18 protein-coding genes are annotated in these 18,187 nt (G+C 45.9%); 13 read left to right on the top strand and 5 right to left on the bottom strand.

Features of this window, described 5'->3' with window-relative positions; all coding sequences use genetic code 11:
* Positions 1 to 28: 28 nt before the first annotated feature.
* On the bottom strand, positions 29 to 1,204 hold the full coding sequence (locus tag ICN23_RS08900) for a VWA domain-containing protein (protein ID WP_216231785.1): 1,176 nt from the start codon (positions 1,202 to 1,204) through the stop codon (positions 29 to 31).
* Between the two features lie 27 nt (positions 1,205 to 1,231).
* A complete protein-coding gene (locus ICN23_RS08905) occupies positions 1,232 to 2,101 on the bottom strand; it encodes a MoxR family ATPase (protein WP_216231786.1) in 870 nt (289 codons plus the stop codon).
* 161 nt (positions 2,102 to 2,262) lie between these two features.
* Here ICN23_RS08905 and ICN23_RS08910 point away from each other — a divergent pair, with 161 nt between their 5' ends.
* Together ICN23_RS08910 and ICN23_RS08915 are read left to right on the top strand one after the other, a co-directional pair.
* Complete coding sequence (locus tag ICN23_RS08910; protein ID WP_251374473.1) at positions 2,263 to 2,628, top strand: cytochrome c; 366 nt, start codon at positions 2,263 to 2,265, stop codon at positions 2,626 to 2,628.
* A 32-nt stretch (positions 2,629 to 2,660) separates the two neighbouring features.
* Positions 2,661 to 3,014 (top strand): cytochrome c, encoded by a 354-nt coding sequence (locus ICN23_RS08915; RefSeq protein WP_216231787.1) that lies wholly within the window; start codon positions 2,661 to 2,663, stop codon positions 3,012 to 3,014.
* Between the two features lie 78 nt (positions 3,015 to 3,092).
* On the opposite strand, the gene ICN23_RS08920 is transcribed toward ICN23_RS08915, so the two are convergent.
* Positions 3,093 to 3,731, bottom strand: a complete 639-nt coding sequence (locus tag ICN23_RS08920) for a GntR family transcriptional regulator (protein WP_216231788.1) — start codon at positions 3,729 to 3,731, stop codon at positions 3,093 to 3,095.
* 94 nt (positions 3,732 to 3,825) lie between these two features.
* Here ICN23_RS08920 and scpA point away from each other — a divergent pair, with 94 nt between their 5' ends.
* Genes scpA through ICN23_RS08960 form a run of 8 tightly spaced genes read left to right on the top strand, consistent with a single transcriptional unit; the run spans position 3,826 to position 12,903 of the window.
* Complete coding sequence (scpA, locus tag ICN23_RS08925) at positions 3,826 to 6,000, top strand: methylmalonyl-CoA mutase (RefSeq protein ID WP_216231789.1); 2,175 nt, start codon at positions 3,826 to 3,828, stop codon at positions 5,998 to 6,000.
* A 14-nt stretch (positions 6,001 to 6,014) separates the two neighbouring features.
* The gene (gene meaB / locus ICN23_RS08930) at positions 6,015 to 7,040 is read left to right on the top strand and encodes a methylmalonyl Co-A mutase-associated GTPase MeaB (RefSeq protein WP_216231790.1); all 1,026 of its coding nucleotides are present in this window, start codon (positions 6,015 to 6,017) and stop codon (positions 7,038 to 7,040) included.
* Positions 7,041 to 7,050: 10 nt separating this feature from the next.
* Positions 7,051 to 8,583 carry an acyl-CoA carboxylase subunit beta gene (locus ICN23_RS08935; RefSeq protein WP_216231791.1) on the top strand — a complete coding sequence of 511 codons (1,533 nt, stop codon included), beginning with the start codon at positions 7,051 to 7,053 and terminating at the stop codon, positions 8,581 to 8,583.
* Positions 8,584 to 8,610: 27 nt separating this feature from the next.
* Entirely contained in the window at positions 8,611 to 10,635 is a 2,025-nt protein-coding gene (accC, locus tag ICN23_RS08940; RefSeq protein ID WP_216231988.1) for an acetyl-CoA carboxylase biotin carboxylase subunit, read from the top strand.
* A 14-nt stretch (positions 10,636 to 10,649) separates the two neighbouring features.
* Complete coding sequence (locus ICN23_RS08945) at positions 10,650 to 11,117, top strand: VOC family protein (protein ID WP_216231792.1); 468 nt, start codon at positions 10,650 to 10,652, stop codon at positions 11,115 to 11,117.
* Positions 11,118 to 11,150: 33 nt separating this feature from the next.
* Entirely contained in the window at positions 11,151 to 11,855 is a 705-nt protein-coding gene (gene tsaB / locus ICN23_RS08950; protein WP_216231793.1) for a tRNA (adenosine(37)-N6)-threonylcarbamoyltransferase complex dimerization subunit type 1 TsaB, read from the top strand.
* Entirely contained in the window at positions 11,855 to 12,382 is a 528-nt protein-coding gene (gene rimI / locus ICN23_RS08955; RefSeq protein ID WP_216231794.1) for a ribosomal protein S18-alanine N-acetyltransferase, read from the top strand. The genes tsaB and rimI overlap by 1 nt, the downstream gene beginning before the upstream one ends.
* A complete protein-coding gene (locus ICN23_RS08960; RefSeq protein WP_216231795.1) occupies positions 12,379 to 12,903 on the top strand; it encodes a hypothetical protein in 525 nt (174 codons plus the stop codon). Before rimI ends, ICN23_RS08960 begins: the two co-directional genes overlap by 4 nt.
* Before the next feature lie 5 nt (positions 12,904 to 12,908).
* On the opposite strand, the gene lplT is transcribed toward ICN23_RS08960, so the two are convergent.
* A complete protein-coding gene (gene lplT, locus ICN23_RS08965; RefSeq protein ID WP_216231796.1) occupies positions 12,909 to 14,228 on the bottom strand; it encodes a lysophospholipid transporter LplT in 1,320 nt (439 codons plus the stop codon).
* Positions 14,229 to 14,302: 74 nt separating this feature from the next.
* Between lplT and alr the strand changes: the two genes are divergently transcribed.
* The gene (alr, locus tag ICN23_RS08970) at positions 14,303 to 15,394 is read left to right on the top strand and encodes an alanine racemase (protein WP_216231989.1); all 1,092 of its coding nucleotides are present in this window, start codon (positions 14,303 to 14,305) and stop codon (positions 15,392 to 15,394) included.
* A 42-nt stretch (positions 15,395 to 15,436) separates the two neighbouring features.
* On the opposite strand, the gene ICN23_RS08975 is transcribed toward alr, so the two are convergent.
* Positions 15,437 to 16,324, bottom strand: a complete 888-nt coding sequence (locus ICN23_RS08975) for an outer membrane protein assembly factor BamD (RefSeq protein ID WP_216231797.1) — start codon at positions 16,322 to 16,324, stop codon at positions 15,437 to 15,439.
* A gap of 20 nt (positions 16,325 to 16,344) precedes the next feature.
* Here ICN23_RS08975 and ICN23_RS08980 point away from each other — a divergent pair, with 20 nt between their 5' ends.
* Together ICN23_RS08980 and pgeF are read left to right on the top strand one after the other, a co-directional pair.
* Positions 16,345 to 17,385, top strand: a complete 1,041-nt coding sequence (locus ICN23_RS08980; RefSeq protein ID WP_216231798.1) for an RluA family pseudouridine synthase — start codon at positions 16,345 to 16,347, stop codon at positions 17,383 to 17,385.
* Positions 17,382 to 18,146 carry a peptidoglycan editing factor PgeF gene (gene pgeF / locus ICN23_RS08985; RefSeq protein ID WP_216231799.1) on the top strand — a complete coding sequence of 255 codons (765 nt, stop codon included), beginning with the start codon at positions 17,382 to 17,384 and terminating at the stop codon, positions 18,144 to 18,146. Before ICN23_RS08980 ends, pgeF begins: the two co-directional genes overlap by 4 nt.
* Positions 18,147 to 18,187 lie beyond the last annotated feature (41 nt).

An 18,187-nucleotide genomic window follows, 5' to 3' on the forward strand; every position in this document is an offset into this window, starting at 1 on the left:
GAGAGTTTAAAGACTGAATATCCAAATCTTACTTGGAAAGTTGACGCATGGCACTCTCAAGGCCATTTAAGGTCACTGGATACATCCGATCCTTCATGAGGTTTTGCATGATGTCAATTGACTGACGATATTGCCAAATAGATTCTGGCTCAGGGTTAAGCCAAGCAAAATGGGGAAAGTGATCAATTAATCGATTGATCCAAACGGCACCAGCTTCTTTATTGTTGTATTCCACCGAGCCATTGGGACTCAGAATCTCATAAGGAGACATTGTTGCATCGCCAACGAATATCAGCTTGTAGTCTGGACCATATTTATTGATGATGTCTTGGGTTGGCGTTGCTTGATCGCGTCTGCGACGATTGCTTTGCCAGAGGTTTTCATAAACACAGTTATGAAAGTAATAATGCTCTAGATGTTTAAATTCGGCTTTAGCGGCAGAGAATAATTCAGCAATACGCTGAATATGATCGTCCATCGAGCCGCCAACATCCATGAGAAGCAATACTTTTACTTGATTGTGGCGCTCGGGACGCATTTTGATATCAAGCATTCCCGCATTCGCTGCGGTGGAATGAATCGTTTTATCTAAATCAAGCTCTAGGGTAGAGCCTTCTCTAGCAAAGCGACGTAAACGACGTAGAGCTACCTTGATATTGCGTGTGCCTAAAGCCAAATCACTGTCATAGTCTTTAAACTCACGCGCTTCCCAAACCTTGATTGCTTTTCTATTGCCAGCGCTCTCGCCGCCAATTCGAATGCCTTCTGGGTGATAGCCGCTATGGCCAAAAGGTGAGGAGCCGCCAGCACCAATCCATTTATTGCCGCCACCATGCCACTCTTTTTGTTCTTTTAGGAGCTCTTCAAGTCTCTTTTTAAGTGCATCAGGCCCACCTAGTTTCTGAAGTGCTGCTTTTTCTTCATCCGTCAGTACGCGCTGAAGCTTTTTCTCTAGCCAGTCCAAGGGAATATCTGGGGAAAGTGCAATGATTTGTTCAATACCGTTGAAGTAGCTGCCAAACACTTGATCAAAACGATCAAAGTGTTGCTCGTCTTTCACCAAAGTCATACGAGCAAGCTGATAAAACTCATCAATCGATGGATTGATGACGCCAGATTTCAAAGCTTCCAGAAGAGTTAAAAACTCTCTCACTGAAACAGGCACTTTGGCCTCTTTCAGATTTAAGAAGAATTGAATCAACATAGACGCAGAGCGTTATCGTTAAATGCTTTAGCGATGATTGCGATTCATCATCACCAAGCGCTCAAATAGGTGAATATCTTGCTCATTCTTAAGTAAGGCGCCATGTAATGGTGGTACGACAATCTTTTCATCGTTGCTATACAAAGCTTCCGGTGGAATATCCTCGGCCAACAAGAGCTTGAGCCAGTCAATTAACTCCGATGTAGAAGGCTTCTTTTTAAGACCCGGTAGGGAGCGTATTTGATAAAAGGCCTTGAGGGCTGCATCCAATAGATCTTGTTTGATATTGGGGTGATGGACATCGACAATGCTTTGCATAGTGCCAGCATCTGGAAAAGTGATGTAGTGGAAAAAGCAGCGACGCAAGAATGCGTCAGGCAATTCTTTTTCGTTATTTGAGGTGATGATAACTAGAGGGCGGTGTTTTGCTTTGATTAATTCCCGAGTTTCATAAACATAAAATTCCATACGATCAATTTCGCGCAATAAGTCATTGGGAAACTCAATATCCGCTTTATCAATTTCATCAATCAATAAAACGGTCGGCTCATTGGCTTCAAAAGCTTGCCAGAGGACCCCCTTCACAATGTAGTTCCGAATATCTTTGACTTTCTCGTCGCCTAACTGAGAATCACGTAAGCGACTTACGGCATCGTATTCATAAAGACCTTGTTGAGCTTTGGTGGTGGACTTAATATGCCATTGCATGAGCGGCATGTTGAGGGCGGCCGCAACTTCTTCGGCCAGCATGGTTTTGCCCGTACCTGGCTCACCCTTTATTAGCAGAGGACGTTGCAGCGCAATGGTGGCATTTACAGCTAATTTAAGGTCTTCAGTGGCAACGTAGCTTTGGCTGCCTGAAAAGCGGTTTTGGGATGATGGGGTCGATTTGCTCATGGCCTGCCTAAGGAGTGCTTGTTTAAGCGTTCAAGTATAGGTAAATGAGGCAAAATTTTCAGTGTTTCTACTGATTTTGGCCTCCAGAATGGCGAGAAGGGCGGCTGTCCGCTATACTCTTCCCAAATTGATCTAAATCAAACTCATTAATAATGATTTCTATGAAAAAACTCTCCATTCTTCCTCAATTGGCCGTAACTGCAGCTTTGGTTTTTGCTGGCTCTGTTGCTCAGGCTGATGAAGTTAAAGGTAATGCTGCTGCAGGTAACGGCAAGGTTTGGCTTTGTGTTGGTTGCCACTCAATTCCTGAATATCGTGCAGATTACCCATTGGTTTACAAGGTGCCTATGATTGGTGGTCAAAATGCCGCCTACATCGCTAGTGCGTTGGCTGCTTACAAAAAAGGCGAAAGAAAGCATCCTACGATGCGTTCTATTGCTGCCAGCTTGTCTGATCAAGACATGGCCGATATTGGCGAGTATTACGCTGCGCAAACTGCCAGCTCACCTAACAACCCATTGAAGTAATTCATTCAATAAAGATACATAGAGATACTTTTATGAAATTTGCCCTCATTACTGCAGTTTTGCTATCGAGCATTGGTTTAGTAAACGTAGCAAATGCTGCTAACAAAGAAAAAGGTCAGGCATTAGTAGAGAAGGCTAATTGCGCTTCTTGCCATGGTGCTGGTCTTAATGCGCCAATCCTGCCTGCTTACCCAAAACTAGCTGGTCAATACGCTGACTACCTATACTACGCTTTGAAGGCCTATAAAGTAGGTAACGGAAATGCCCAGTTTGGTCGCAATAACGCGGTAATGGGTTCTCAAGTGCAAAACTTTAGCGATGCAGACTTACAAGATATGGCTGCTTATATTGCTTCTTTACCCGGTAACTTTGTAGTGAAAAAGTAATTCTTAGTAGCTCTGGCTACTTACAAAAAAGGCTTAGATTGATCATCTAAGCCTTTGTTTTTTATCGGTTATATGAAATTAACGAAGCGCTTCAAGGCCTCTTTCTAGATGCTTGCGCATCGTTTGCTCTGCTGCATGTTCATCTCGCTTCAGAATGGATCTCAGAATCTCCCGATGCTCCACTAAAGAGTTTTGCAATCTTCCGGTGCTGGTAAGCGAATCTCTGCGGTGAAGCTTAAGCACTTTACGCAGATCAGCAATAACGCCATTCATCCATCGATTTCCAGCAATTTCTTGTATTAACTCATGAAATTTGCCATTAATCTCGAAAAATTGCTCTATATCCCGATCAGCTGCAGCTTTTTCCAGGCGATGATGCAGGTGATCCAGAAGGTTTAACTCTGCCTCGGTTGCTTTGACTGCTGTTTCTTTGGCTGCTTGACCCTCTAGTAGGGCCAGAATGGTAAAAATCTGCTCCAAGTCTTTGCGGATAACCTCGGTAACGTAGGCTCCCCGACGCATTTTGATGGTTACCAGGCCTTCAGAAGCTAGAACCTTAATCGCTTCACGCATTGGTGTGCGGCTAATGCCAAACTGATCCGCCAAGGATTGCTCATCCAACCAGCTTCCAGGAGCTAATTGCTTGCTAAAGATCTGTTCGCGAAGCCTGTCAGCGACGTCTTCGTATAGGGGTCTATTATTCAGTTTTGTATTCATAATTATGAATACATTATGTAGACAAATTGAAAATTGTCAAGCAGAATGTAAGGACATTTCGATGCAATGCAACAAAAATTAAACGGGAGTTTTTGTGAGTTCTAAAGAAAACAATTCATGGCCACCATTTCCAGATACCAATCTCGATGCCTGGAAGAAGTCAGCCCAGAAATCAGCCCCTAATGGTGACGTTGATTCTTTGGGTTGGAAGACACCTGATGGAATTCACTTAAAAGCTTTGTACACATCATCGGATATTGAGGGGCTCAATTACACCGATACTTTGCCCGGTTTTGAACCATTTGTACGCGGACCACAAGCGACGATGTACTCAGTGCGTCCTTGGACTATTCGTCAGTACGCAGGCTTTTCTACTGCTGAAGAATCGAACGCCTTTTATCGCAAAGCATTAGATGCGGGTGGTCAAGGTGTATCCGTTGCGTTTGACCTAGCAACCCATCGTGGTTACGACTCCGATCATCCTCGTGTTACCGGTGACGTTGGTAAGGCTGGTGTTGCGATTGATTCCGTAGAAGATATGAAGATCTTGTTTGATGGCATTCCGCTAGACAAGGTATCTGTTTCAATGACGATGAACGGCGCTGTATTACCTGTTTTGGCTGGCTACATCGTGGCCGGTGAAGAGCAAGGCGTGAAGCAAGAGCAGTTATCTGGAACGATTCAGAACGATATTCTGAAAGAGTTCATGGTGCGTAATACTTATATTTATCCGCCAGAGCCATCCATGCGCATCATCGGTGACATTATTGAGTACACCGCTAAGCACATGCCTAAGTTCAACTCGATTTCAATCTCGGGCTACCACATGCAAGAAGCTGGCGCCAATCAAGTATTGGAATTGGCGTTTACATTGGCAGACGGTAAAGAGTATGTCAAAACTGCTTTAGCAAAAGGATTGGATGTAGATGGCTTCGCTGGACGCCTTTCATTCTTCTTTGCGATTGGCATGAATTTTTATTTAGAGGTTGCTAAGTTACGTGCTGCTCGTTTGTTATGGTGGCGGATCATGAAATCCTTCGAGCCAAAGAATCCAAAGTCTTTGATGCTTCGTACGCATTGCCAAACTTCTGGCTGGTCTCTGACTGAGCAAGACCCATACAACAACGTTGTAAGAACTACTGTTGAAGCGATGGCTGCCGTATTTGGCGGCACACAGTCATTGCATACCAACTCATTGGATGAGGCGATTGCGCTTCCTTCAGAGTTTTCCAGTCGTATTGCCCGCAATACACAGTTAATTCTTCAAGAAGAGACTCATATTCCGAGCGTGATCGATCCATGGGCTGGCTCTTACATGATGGAAAATCTCACGCAAGAGATGGCTGATAAAGCTTGGGAAATCATTCAAGAAGTAGAAGCCATGGGTGGTATGACTAAGGCGGTTGAGAGTGGTTGGGCTAAGCTGAAAATTGAAGCAGCTGCCGCTGAAAAACAAGCGAAGATTGACTCAGGCTCTGATGTGATTGTTGGCGTTAACAAATACAAACTTGGTAAAGAAGATCTTGTTGATGTGTTGATGATTGATAACGACAAGGTGCGCGAAGGTCAGGTCGCACGTCTCAAAGACATTAAAGCAAAACGTGATACTCAAAAAGTACAGGCCGCATTAGAGGCTTTAACTAAGGCTGCAGAAGATAACTCCGGTAACTTATTAGAGTTGTCGGTAAACGCTATTCGTTTGCGTGCAACCGTTGGTGAAGTTTCAGATGCATTAGAAAAAGTTTACGGGCGCCATCGCGCCGATACTCAAAAGGTGACCGGTGTGTATGCAGCCGCTTATGACTCAGCTGAGGGCTGGGCAAAACTCCAAACAGAAATCGCTGACTTTGCTAAAGATTTCGGACGTCGTCCGCGGGTAATGATTGCTAAGTTAGGCCAGGATGGACATGACCGCGGCGCGAAAGTGGTTGCCACTGCCTATGCTGACTTAGGCTTTGACGTAGACATCGGACCTTTATTCCAAACCCCTGAAGAGTGTGCTCGTCAAGCGATTGAGAATGACGTACATGCCTTAGGGGTTTCTACTTTGGCGGCCGGCCATAAGACATTAGTTCCGGCCATCATTGCTGAATTGAAAAAACAAGGCTCAGACGACATCATTGTGTTTGTTGGTGGCGTGATTCCAAGACAAGATTACGAATTCCTCTATGAGGCAGGTGTAAAAGGAATTTACGGTCCTGGCACTCCTATTCCGGCATCAGCCAAGGATGTGCTTGAGCAAATTCGCAAGTCTGTTAAACCCGCTTAATACGGATCACAGGCATGCTCGAAGCTGCTGATCAGGATCTAGTGAATGATCTCACTGGTGCGCCATCGCTTAAACAGCGACGCGCACTGGCGAAGATCATTACTTTGCTTGAGTCAACACGCCTAGATCACCGTCATCGCGCTGATGACGTACTCAATTCTTTATTGCCTAAAACGGGCAAATCATTCCGTCTCGGTATTTCCGGGGTGCCAGGCGTTGGTAAGTCAACCTTAATTGAATCTTTGGGCCTTTACCTCATAGAAAAAGGCCATCGGGTAGCCGTTTTGGCAATCGATCCTTCATCTAGTTTGTCCGGGGGATCAATTCTCGGCGATAAGACCCGCATGGAACGTTTATCTGTTTTAGAAAATGCATTCATACGTCCAAGTCCATCCTCATGCACCTTAGGCGGTGTAGCCGAGAAGACGCGTGAAGCCATGTTGGTCGCTGAAGCGGCAGGGTTTGACGTCATCATTGTGGAAACGGTTGGTGTAGGGCAGAGCGAAATCGCGGTTGCTGGTATGACCGATATGTTCTTGTTATTGCAGTTGCCGAACGCCGGTGATGATCTCCAAGCAATCAAAAAAGGGGTGATGGAAATCGCCGACCTGATTGTGATTAATAAGGTTGATATAGATCCAGATGCTGCAATGCGTGCCCAGCTCTTTATTACCAGTTCATTGCGATTATTGGGATTCCAAGGCAATCCCGATCATGCATCGCACGACAAAGAGTTTTGGCACCCTCAAGTGATGACCTTAAGTGCCTTGGAAGGCAAGGGCGTCCCAGAGCTATGGGATAAGGTTTCTCACTTCCAAAAACTTCAAAAGGCGAACGGTAAATTTGATTCCCGTCGCCAACATCAAGCAGGCGCATGGATGTGGGATCGCATCGATGCCGGACTCAAGAATGCATTTCGTAGCAATGTGGCGGTGCAAGAACTTCTACCAAGTTTGGTTGCACAAGTAAATCAAGGAACTATGGCGGCCTCAGTAGCAGCAAGAAGACTACTGGAGTCCATGGGGCATGAATTTTTCTAAGGAGCAGGAAATGAAGGAAATCATTCAACAACTGGAAGCCAAGCGTGAGCTTGCCCGATTGGGTGGCGGGCAAAAGCGTATTCAGGCTCAGCATTCCAAGGGCAAATTAACCGCTCGCGAGCGTATTGAGCTCTTGCTAGATGCTGGCACTTTCGAAGAATGGGATATGTTTGTTGAGCATCGTTGCCATGACTTTGGTATGGGCGATCAAACAGTTCCAGGCGACGGTGTGGTTACTGGTTATGGAATGATCAACGGACGTTTGGTATTTGTGTTTTCACAAGATTTCACCGTGCTAGGCGGCTCCTTATCAGAAGCGCATGCTGAAAAGATTTGCAAGATCATGGACCAAGCTCTCAAAGTTGGCGCACCTGTGATTGGTTTAAATGACTCTGGTGGCGCACGTATTCAAGAGGGTGTCGCATCACTCGGTGGCTATGCTGAAATTTTCCAGCGCAATGTGACTGCGTCTGGCGTGATTCCACAGATCTCTCTGATCATGGGTCCGTCAGCTGGTGGCGCGGTTTACTCACCAGCCTTGACCGACTTCATTTTCATGGTCAAAGATAGCTCATACATGTTCGTGACTGGTCCTGAAGTGGTTAAGACTGTTACTCATGAAGACGTCACTGCCGAAGAGTTAGGCGGTGCTGTAACGCACTCCACAGTGTCGGGCGTATGTGATCTCGCATTTGATAACGATGTTGACGCAATCATGATGTTGCGTCGTTTCTTCAACTACTTGCCGCTCTCAAATCGTGAAAAACCGCCTTTGATTAAAGGTGCTAATCGTACTGAAGAGCCTGATTTCTCCTTGGATACCTTGGTTCCATCAAACCCAAATCAACCTTACGATATGAAAGAGTTGATTGAGAAGATTGTGGATGATGGCGAATTCTTCGAATTACAGCCTGACTACGCAAAGAATATTGTGATTGGTTTTGCACGCATCGAAGGACGCTCAATCGGTATTGTCGCTAACCAACCTTTGGTTCTTGCTGGTTGCTTGGATATCAAGGCATCTATTAAGGCAGCTCGTTTTGTGCGCTTCTGTGATGCCTTCAATATTCCAGTAGTGACTTTGGTTGACGTTCCAGGCTTTATGCCTGGCACCGCTCAAGAATACGGCGGCATCATTAAGCATGGTGCGAAATTACTCTATGCGTACGCAGATTGCACGGTACCTAAAGTAACCTTGATTACACGTAAGGCCTATGGTGGCGCTTATGACGTGATGGCTTCCAAGCATCTACGAGGTGACGTGAACTTTGCTTGGCCTTCAGCAGAGATTGCTGTGATGGGCCCTAAAGGGGCTGTTGAAATTATTTTCCGGGAAGAGAAATCGGATCCTGAAAAAATCGCAGCACGTGAGGCCGAGTACAAATCCAAGTTTGCTAACCCGTTTGTAGCGGGTCGTCGTGGCTATATTGACGATGTCATTCTGCCGCACGAGACTCGTAAACGTATTGCACGTTCACTAGCAATGCTCAAAGACAAAGACTTGAAGAATCCTGCGCGTAAACACGGCAACATTCCTCTGTAAAGGCGCTGACAAATTATGACTACGAAAATGTTTAAGAAAATATTGATTGCTAACCGCGGTGAGATTGCTTGCCGTGTTATGGCTACCGCTAAAAAGATGGGCATCAAGACTGTTGCTGTTTATTCAGAGGCGGATAAAGAGGCACGTCACGTTCAGTTGGCTGATGAGGCAGTATGTATTGGGCCGGCACCTTCTCGTGAATCCTACTTGGTAATGGACAGAATTATTCAGGCTTGCAAAGATACTGGCGCTGAGGCGGTGCATCCTGGTTATGGCTTCTTATCCGAGAACGAGCAGTTTGCAAAGCGTTGTGAGGAAGAAGGTATTGTCTTTATCGGTCCCAAGTATCAATCTATTGCTGCAATGGGTGACAAGATTGCCTCTAAGAAGCTTGCGCTAGAAGCCAAGGTCAATACCATTCCTGGTTACAACGAAGCAATTGATACCAATGAAGAGGCAGTCAAGATTGCTCAAGGTATCGGTTATCCCGTCATGATTAAGGCCTCAGCAGGCGGTGGCGGTAAAGGTCTGCGCGTTGCCTTTAATGACAAAGAAGCTGCTGAAGGTTTTGCAGCCTGTAAAACCGAGGCAATGAATAGCTTTGGTGATGACCGTATCTTTATTGAGAAGTTTGTAGAAGGCCCACGTCATATTGAGATTCAGGTTTTGGGTGATTCTCATGGCAATGTGGTTTACCTTAACGAGCGTGATTGCTCGATTCAACGTCGTCATCAAAAGGTAATCGAAGAGGCGCCATCACCTTTTATTGATCCAGCCACACGTAAGGCTATGGGTGAGCAAGCGGTTGCGTTAGCTAAAGCAGTTAACTACCAATCAGCGGGTACTGTTGAATTCGTAGTTGGTAAAGATAAGTCTTTTTACTTCCTCGAAATGAATACTCGCCTGCAAGTTGAGCATCCAGTTACTGAAAGCATTACTGGTCTTGACTTGGTTGAGCAAATGATTCGGGTTGCTGCAGGAGAGAAGCTTTCATTTAAGCAAGAAGACGTGAAGCTCGATGGCTGGTCCATGGAGTGCCGTATTAATGCCGACGATCCATTCCGCAACTTCCTGCCTTCTACAGGCCGCCTGGTTAAATACCGTCCACCAGAGTCAGTGAATGGTGTGCGTGTAGATACCGGGGTCTATGAAGGCGGTGAGATCCCGATGTACTACGACTCTATGATTGCAAAGTTAATTGTGCATGGTAAGGATCGCACAGAAGCCATTGAGAAGATGCGCGCCGCATTAAATGATTTCGTGATTCGCGGAATTCACTCCAATATTCCATTTCAGGCTGCATTGCTTCAACATCCGCGCTTTGTAAATGGCGACTTTACGACTGGCTTTATTGCAGAAGAGTATCCAGAGGGCTTTAAAAAGGATTCTGTTCAGCCTGTGGATGCTAAGCGCTTGGCTGCACTAGCTGCATTTATGCGCTACCGCTATCTTGAGCATATTCAAATGATTGATGGTCAGTTAGCTGGCCATGAAATGATCATTGGCAAGAAGTTTGTGGTGGTCACCGGCAAAAAATCGGGTTCCATGAATGACCCGCATGAGGTACCAATTCGTGTTGAGCTTAAAGATGGGGTTTATTCCGTTTATATCGATGAGGTAGACGGTGTAAGCCGCTATGACATCGTGAGCGATTGGCGTCCTGGACAAATTTGCCTGAACGCCACCATTAATGGCACTCACAAGATTACTGCACAGGTTGAGCGCCGTGGTGTGCGCTATGTATTGATTCTTGATGGTGTTCATTACGAGTGCATGGTGCTAAGCCTATTAGGTGCCGAGCTCCAGCGTCGCATGCCAGTGAAGTTGCCACCAGATACTTCCAAATTGGTGATGTCTCCAATGCCAGGTTTGCTAACGAAAATTGCTGTCAAAGTTGGCGAAGCTGTCACTGCCGGTCAGAAGTTGGCCTCTATTGAAGCAATGAAAATGGAAAATACACTATCAGCCGTACAAGATGGTGTGGTTGCTGAAATTTGCGCAAAAGAGGGCGATAGCTTAGCGGTTGATCAGTTAATCATTCGCTTCGAATAAAAAGGTTGATGACTATGAGCGCTAAGCCATTCAAAATTTTAGGCATTCAGCAAATTGCTATTGGTGGTGAGAACAAAGATCGACTCAAGAAATTATGGGTTGATATGCTGGGCTTTGAATACAAGAGCACTTTTGTCTCTGAGCGTGAAAACGTGGATGAAGATATCTGTGCAATCGGTAAGGGTGCCCATGAGATTGAAGTGGATCTGATGCAGCCATTTGATATTGAAAAGAAGCCAGCGGTACATCAAACCCCGTTGAATCACATTGGTTTATGGGTAGATGACCTACCTAAGGCGGTTGAATGGCTGTCTGCCAATGGCTTGCGTTTTGCGCCTGGTGGAATCCGCAAGGGTGCGGCTGGCTATGACATCACTTTCGTACACCCAAAAGGAAATGACGAGTTTCCAATTAGTGGCGAAGGCGTGCTTATTGAGCTGGTTCAAGCCCCTCCCGAAGTGATTGCCGAATTAAGTAGATAATTTGATTTTGTAAGTAAATTAACAGGACTTAAATTGGCAAATATATTGGCCATCGACACCTCCTCAGCTTGGTGTTCGGTGGCTTTATCGTTAGAGGGTCAGGCAGTGCAATTCAGGCATGAAGCCGTCACAGCCGGCGCTAGTCAATTGTTATTGCCATGGATTGAGTCGCTCTTAAGTGATGCAAAAGCTTCCCTGAAAGACCTTGATGCGATTGCCGTAGGTGTCGGTCCTGGTGCGTTTACTGGTGTTCGTTTAGGTGTGGCTGCAGTACAAGGCTTGGCTGTATCGCAAAACATACCTGTAGTGCCGGTATGCAGCCTTGATGCCATCGCCGCGCAACTTTTAGATTCAGCAGTATTTAAATCCTCTCATCCTCAGCGATTGATGATTGCAATTGATGCCCGGATGGAAGAGGTCTATTGGGCTTCTTACGGTATTCAAGAGAAGCGCTTGCCAAATCGCATTGGTGATATTCACCTGACCAAGCCAGAAGATCTCAATTTAGAAGACGTGCAATTACTTGCTGGTAGCGCTTTAAATGCCTATAGCCAACGCTTACCGCAATTCGCAGGCCCAATCGATCCAGATGTCTCTATTTCCGCATTAGGAATTTTGAAATGTGCGCAGCAATCTCTACTTGATGGAGTGCATTGCGAAGTACGGCAGCTTGAACCCATGTACGTTCGCAATAAAGTCGCTTTTACTACTGCCGAGCGTGCAGAGGGCAAGCAGTAATGTCAGATCACTCAGCAGAAAGCGCTGCAGAACTTTCTTTCTTGCCAATGCAGCAGGCAGATTTAGATGAAGTCCTCAAAATTGAATCTGTTTCTCATGTACATCCTTGGACTAAGGGTAACTTTTCAGATTCATTGGCAGCTGGTCACTGGGCATATTGCATACGACCTCAAGCAGATCAAGTAGTGAAGGGTTCCTATTTAGATCCAGCAATTCTTTGGGCATATTGCATCCTATTTCCCGCTGTTGATGAATTGCATCTCCTCAATATCACCGTTTCGCCTCATTTGCGCAAGTTGGGACTTGGGCAAAGAATGATGGCAGCCATTGAGGGTGTGGCTTTCCAGCAAAAAATGCCACGCATCATCCTAGAAGTAAGACCAACCAATTCAGCTGCTATAGCGCTTTACCAAAAGTTGGGTTACGAGCAAATTGGCGTACGTAAGAACTACTACCCCGCAAGTCCTGAGACGGGTGGCCGCGAGGATGCGCTTGTATTAGCCAAATCGATTAAGCTAGAGGTATGAGCAATACACATTCAAGCTTTTTGAAAGAAATGGGGATCACCGAGTGGACTTCTCGGGATGCGATTTCAGCTCAAGCTGAAGTGTCTGCCGCAGTCAGTTCTGAACCCAATACTCAAGAGAAGCAAGCATCACCAAGAGCAAGTAATGGCATCTGGTGGTTTTTTGGTAATGAGCCACAAGGTGATGCCCAGATTTTGTTTCAAAATCTCATTCGTGTGCTGGGTTTGGCTACAAATGAGTGGTCATGGAAGAGTCCATCAACAAATCTAGGCCAGCTTGAAAATCCTGGGCTCCCAGTAGTGGCACTTGCCTTTGGCGGGCCAGTGGCGCAAAAAATTACAGGCGAGAGAGATCCTTTGCCGCAGTTGCGTGAGACGATCCTTGCCTTAAACACAGGCAATGACGAAGAGATTCCGGTGATTGCTTCTTTTGAGTTAAATCAAGTGCTGACCAAGCCCAAAGAGAAGGCTTTACTTTGGCAGGATTTGTTGATGGCGAGATCGGTACTGCAAAACAGCTGATCAGCTTAGTGCTTGTGTTCGCCGATCAGATGCATTGAGTCATATTCCGCCTGGTTTCTTGCGTGACGTTTAATGACTAACCACATAATCAGGCTGACGGCCACACCAAATCCAATGATCACAATTTGAATGGGTACATCCAACCAAATCAGCAATGAGTAGATTAATAGCATCATCAATACTGAAATATTTTCATTAAAGTTTTGCACGGCAATAGAGTGTCCCGCAGACATGAGAACGTGCCCGCGATGTTGCAAGAGGGCATTCATCGGAACTACAAAGTACCCTGCCAGCCAACCAACCAAAATTAATAAGAAGTAAGCTGGCAATAAGTTCAGGGTAACGTCAAACTTTCCAAAGCTAAACACGCTGGTATTTGGTAGCAGGTCTGAGTTATACACGGCCATCACGCAGACCACTAGACCCATGGCAATTCCGTAGGGTAGTACATTCAAGGATTTGCGCAGAGGTATACGCCAAGCGGCATATACGGCACCACCAGCTACACCTACTGCAGAAATGGCTTGCAAAATTGCGCCTTGAGAAAGATTCATGTGAAGGGCAACTTGAGCCCACTTAATCACAATAAATTGCAAGGTGGCGCCGGCGCCCCAGAATAGAGTGGTAACTGCTAGAGAGATTTGACCTAAGCGATCATTCCAAAGGGTTTTGAAGCAAATGGCAAAATCTTTAACCAATTCAATAGGATTGGTTTTCTGGGAAACGTAACGTGCGCCAGTATCTGGAATTTTCAGATTAATGATTGCAGCAACGACATAAATCATCATGATGATCATAATTGCCGACTCAGCCGGGGTATCAATGCCGGTGTCAAAAGTCGGCATATCTAATGCCAGCAGACTTTGCGAAACAGTACTACTAATGAGTACGCCGCCTAAAACGGTGCCCAAAATAATGGAACCCACGGTGAGGCCTTCAATCCAACCATTGGCAGCAACTAATTTTTCAGGGGGCAACAGTTCAGTTAGGATTCCGTATTTCGCAGGAGAGTATGCGGCTGCACCTAAACCGACGATCGCATAAGACAATAAAGGGTGGCTTCCGAAAAGCATCGCCACGCAACCAACGAACTTAATCGTATTTGTGATGAACATGACATTACCCTTGGGGCGGGAATCAGCAAAAGCTCCAACAAAGGCTGCCAGTATTACGTAGGACAATACGAAGAATAATTTCAGCAAAGGGGTCATCCAGGCCGGAGCGTGAAGCTGGGCCAGGAGGGCAATTGCCGCTATCAGGAGAGCATTATCAGCAAGCGACGAAAAAAATTGCGCCGCCATAATGATGTAAAAGCTACGGTTCATTCGTACAATCTAGTCATTACTACAATTAAAACATGAAAGGAGGGGTGATTATGGGTGATTCAGCTAACGGCCTGATTAATAGACCAATTTTGGCATCTATTCATACAGCCGCCTTTCAACATAATTTAAACCGAGTTCGGGAATTGGCGCCGGAGTCCAAAATATGGTCTGTCATTAAGGCTAGAGCCTATGGCCATTGTTTTGATGCGGCCCTCAAAGGTTTGGCATCTACCGACGGATTTGCCTTGTTAGATATCCAAGATGCGGCATGGTTACGTGATCATGGCTGGAAGGGTCGAATCCTGCTTTTAGAGGGCTTTTTTCATGAAAATGAACTAACTCTTGCTGAAGAGTTGGCGTGCGATTTGGTGGTTCACTGTGAAGATCAGGTGGGCTGGCTTGAGCGATTTAAAGGCAAAAACCATAAACCATTCAATGTCTTTCTGAAGATGAATTCCGGCATGAATCGACTGGGTTTAAAGCCAGATGCGTATCGGATTGCTTTTCATCGTTTGCACGCTGCTGGCTATCACATGCATCACATGACCCATTTTGCTAATGCGGATCAAGTAGATCGATTACCTTCGGTTGGCTCTCAACAAGAGCTATTTAATCAAACCATTGAGGGCTTAGATGCTCCGACCTCATTAGCAAATTCAGCCGCTATATTGTGGCATCGCAATGCATTGGGAGATTGGGTACGACCCGGCATCATGCTTTATGGCGCATCACCAACAGGCCTTCATGCTGATATCGAGCACGCCAATCTTCAACCGGTAATGCAGCTGCATAGTGAAATTATTGATACACAGGATTTACAAAAAGGTGATCGTATTGGCTACGGTGGTCGATATCAAGCATCGGAATCGATGCGCATTGGTATTGTTGCTTGTGGTTATGCGGATGGATATCCGCGTCACGCTAAAGATGGCACTCCGGTTTGGGTTGCTGATGGTGATACAGGCGCCATATGTCCTTTGGTAGGAAGAGTCTCTATGGATATGTTGGCGGTGGATTTACGTAATGCTCCCAATGCAAAGGTAGGAGCTGCTGTTCAACTCTGGGGCGATAAGGTCGCAGTAGATGATGTTGCGCAGATGAGCGACACGATAGGTTATGAATTGCTTTGCGCAGTAGCACCTAGAGTGCCAGTAGCTATCAAATAAAAAATCCTCCGTGCTGGAGGATTTTTAATGAGTACATGGTGTTTATTTATTCCAGAACTGCCACCATTGACGTTGTTTTTTAACGCGTTGACCAGTTTCTAGCATGTCGCTATCTGGAAAGTTCAATTTAAAAACACGGGCAGAATCGTTACTCAATTGAGTCATGCCAAGCTTTTCATAAGACTTGGTGAGAAGATATAAAGCCTCTTCAACCGCAGGCGCGCGGTCGTAATCGCGAATAACTAGCTGAGCACGATTTGCCGAAGCCAAATAGGCGCCGCGCTGATAATAAAAGCGCGCTACGATGACATCCGCCTCTGCTAATGAGTTCACGATATAGCGCATACGATCTAAGGCATCGGGCGCATATTTACTGTTTGGGAAACGCTCAACAACCACCTTAAAAGATTCAAAGGCTTCCCTTGCTGCTTTAGGATCACGCTCACTGAGATCTTGACCAGTAAATTTACCGAGCCAACCTAAATCATCGTTAAAAGTAATGAGCCCTTTTAGGTAGTATGCGTAATCCAGGTTTGGGCTGCCTTGGTGTAACTTAATAAAACGGTCGATTGCAATGAGTGCTTGAGTTTGCTCTTGAGCCTTCCAATAACAATAAGCGGCATTAATTTGAGCTTGCTGAGAATACGGACCAAAAGGAAAGCGAGCTTCCAGTTTCTCGAAGTACTTGCCGCACTTAGCAAAGTCGGCATCATTGAGTTTTTCCGTTGCTTCTGAATAGAGTTTGGCTTCTGACCAGATATCGGTATCGTCTTTGCTGCCATCACTGCCTGCACACCCACTTAATAGCGTCAGGGCAAAAAGCAGTGCTAACAGTAGTGCAATAGGCAGGCTATTTAAATTGCGAGCCTTATTTTGTGCGGAAGAATTCCCGGCAAGCCTTAAACTGGCGTCTGATATTACGTCGGACATAACTGAAAGGCTCTCTAAGCGTGGCATTGCCGCAAACTCCTGATTCGAATCCCATTGATTATATCGATGATGAGGATTTCATCTCCCTAGAAATACCCTTGGAGATGGCTGGCGAGCGCTTGGACAAGGTGCTAGCAGGGTCTTTGCCTGATTATTCCCGCAATCGTTTAAAGGCTTGGGTAGAGGCTGGGGCGGTAATGGTTGACGGAAAGGTCACCAAAGCCCGCTATCTTCTGCGAGGGGGAGAGAGTATTAAGGTATTTCCTCAAGAAATGCCCGAGCAATTTGCCTTTAGTCCCGAAGAGATTCCCCTGGATGTGGTTTATGAGGATGAGGATGTGATTGTCATTAATAAGCCTCCTGGCTTGGTGGTGCACCCAGCAGCTGGCAATTGGTCGGGCACACTTCTCAATGGGCTTCTGTTTCGGTATCCGGAGCTAAAAATGCTCCCCAGGGCAGGCATTGTTCATCGTTTAGACAAAGATACCTCTGGCCTTATGGTGGTGGCTAGAACCGCTCATGCGCAGACATCCTTGGTGCGCCAATTACAGGATAGAACGGTTGGGCGTCGCTACCTAGCTTGGGTCTGGGGTGAGGCTCCAAGCCAAGGCAAGGTACTAGCTTCAGTGGGTCGAGATCAGCGTGATCGCCTCAAAATGGCTGCTGGTAGCCCCCAAGGCAAGCCTGCGGCTACCTTATTTCGACGTTTAGCCAAAGGTCTTGTTCAAGAATCTGCTGTAACTCTTTTGGAATGCAGGCTTGAAACTGGGCGCACCCATCAAATTCGAGTCCACCTGGAATCATTGGGCTTTCCATTGGTTGGCGATCCTGTGTATCGCAAAAAGACACCTGGTGCCTCTAAAAATCTTACTTTTAATCGTCAGGCCTTACATGCATTTGCACTTAGCCTTCTGCACCCAGTAAAAAATGAAACCATGACTTGGTTCCGCCTCCCGCCACAGGACATATTGGACCTACTGCCGCAATTGGGCATGACTGAAGAGGTGCTACCTAAAGAAGCAGTCGTTTTGGCTTCAATTCAAAATGAATCTCAAACATGAGTTTGATACAGCCTCAGTGGCCCAGCCCACCTAATATTCATGCACTACTGAGTACGCGCTCAGGTGGGGCGAGCAAATCTCCCTATGATTCTCTAAACCTAGGTGATCATGTTGGAGATGACATTGAAGATGTGCTAGCTAACAGAGCAATCCTCGCTCAAGCATTACCTAACAATCCTTTATGGCTAAAACAGACTCATAGTGTTGTAGTGAGCACCCCTGAAACTCGTAAAGCAATCAATGGTGCTGTGATTGAAGCGGATGCCTCAGTCACCAATATAGCGAGCGAAGTCTTAGTCATCATGACAGCGGATTGTTTGCCGACTTTATTTACTAATTCAATGGGAACTGTCGTTGGTGCAGCACATGCAGGATGGAGAGGGCTTTGTGCTGGAGTTTTGGAAAATACCGTCGCTGAAATGCTGCGTTTATCCAAAGAATCTACAGCGTCTGATCTATTGGTGTGGCTGGGTCCTGCCATTGGACCGAACTCATTTGAAGTGGGTGAGGATGTAGTGAATGCTTTTAGAGATTCAGGCTTACCTTTTTCAGAGGATGCGTTCAAGCCTATTCCTGGCAAATCTGGAAAGTTCTTGGCTGATATTTATCGTTTGGCTAAAGATCGACTAGAGGCATGTGGCATTAAATCAATATTTGGCGGTGAATATTGCACTGTAAAAGACAGTAAGCAGTTTTTCTCATATCGACGCGATGGCATAACTGGTAGATTTGCTTCTGCTATCTGGATTGCTAAATCTTGAGTGCTTCATTTTATGAGGGTAACTACTAGCTTAGCTCTTAG

Source organism: Polynucleobacter sp. MWH-Jannik1A5 (assembly GCF_018881795.1).
Lineage (GTDB): Bacteria > Pseudomonadota > Gammaproteobacteria > Burkholderiales > Burkholderiaceae > Polynucleobacter.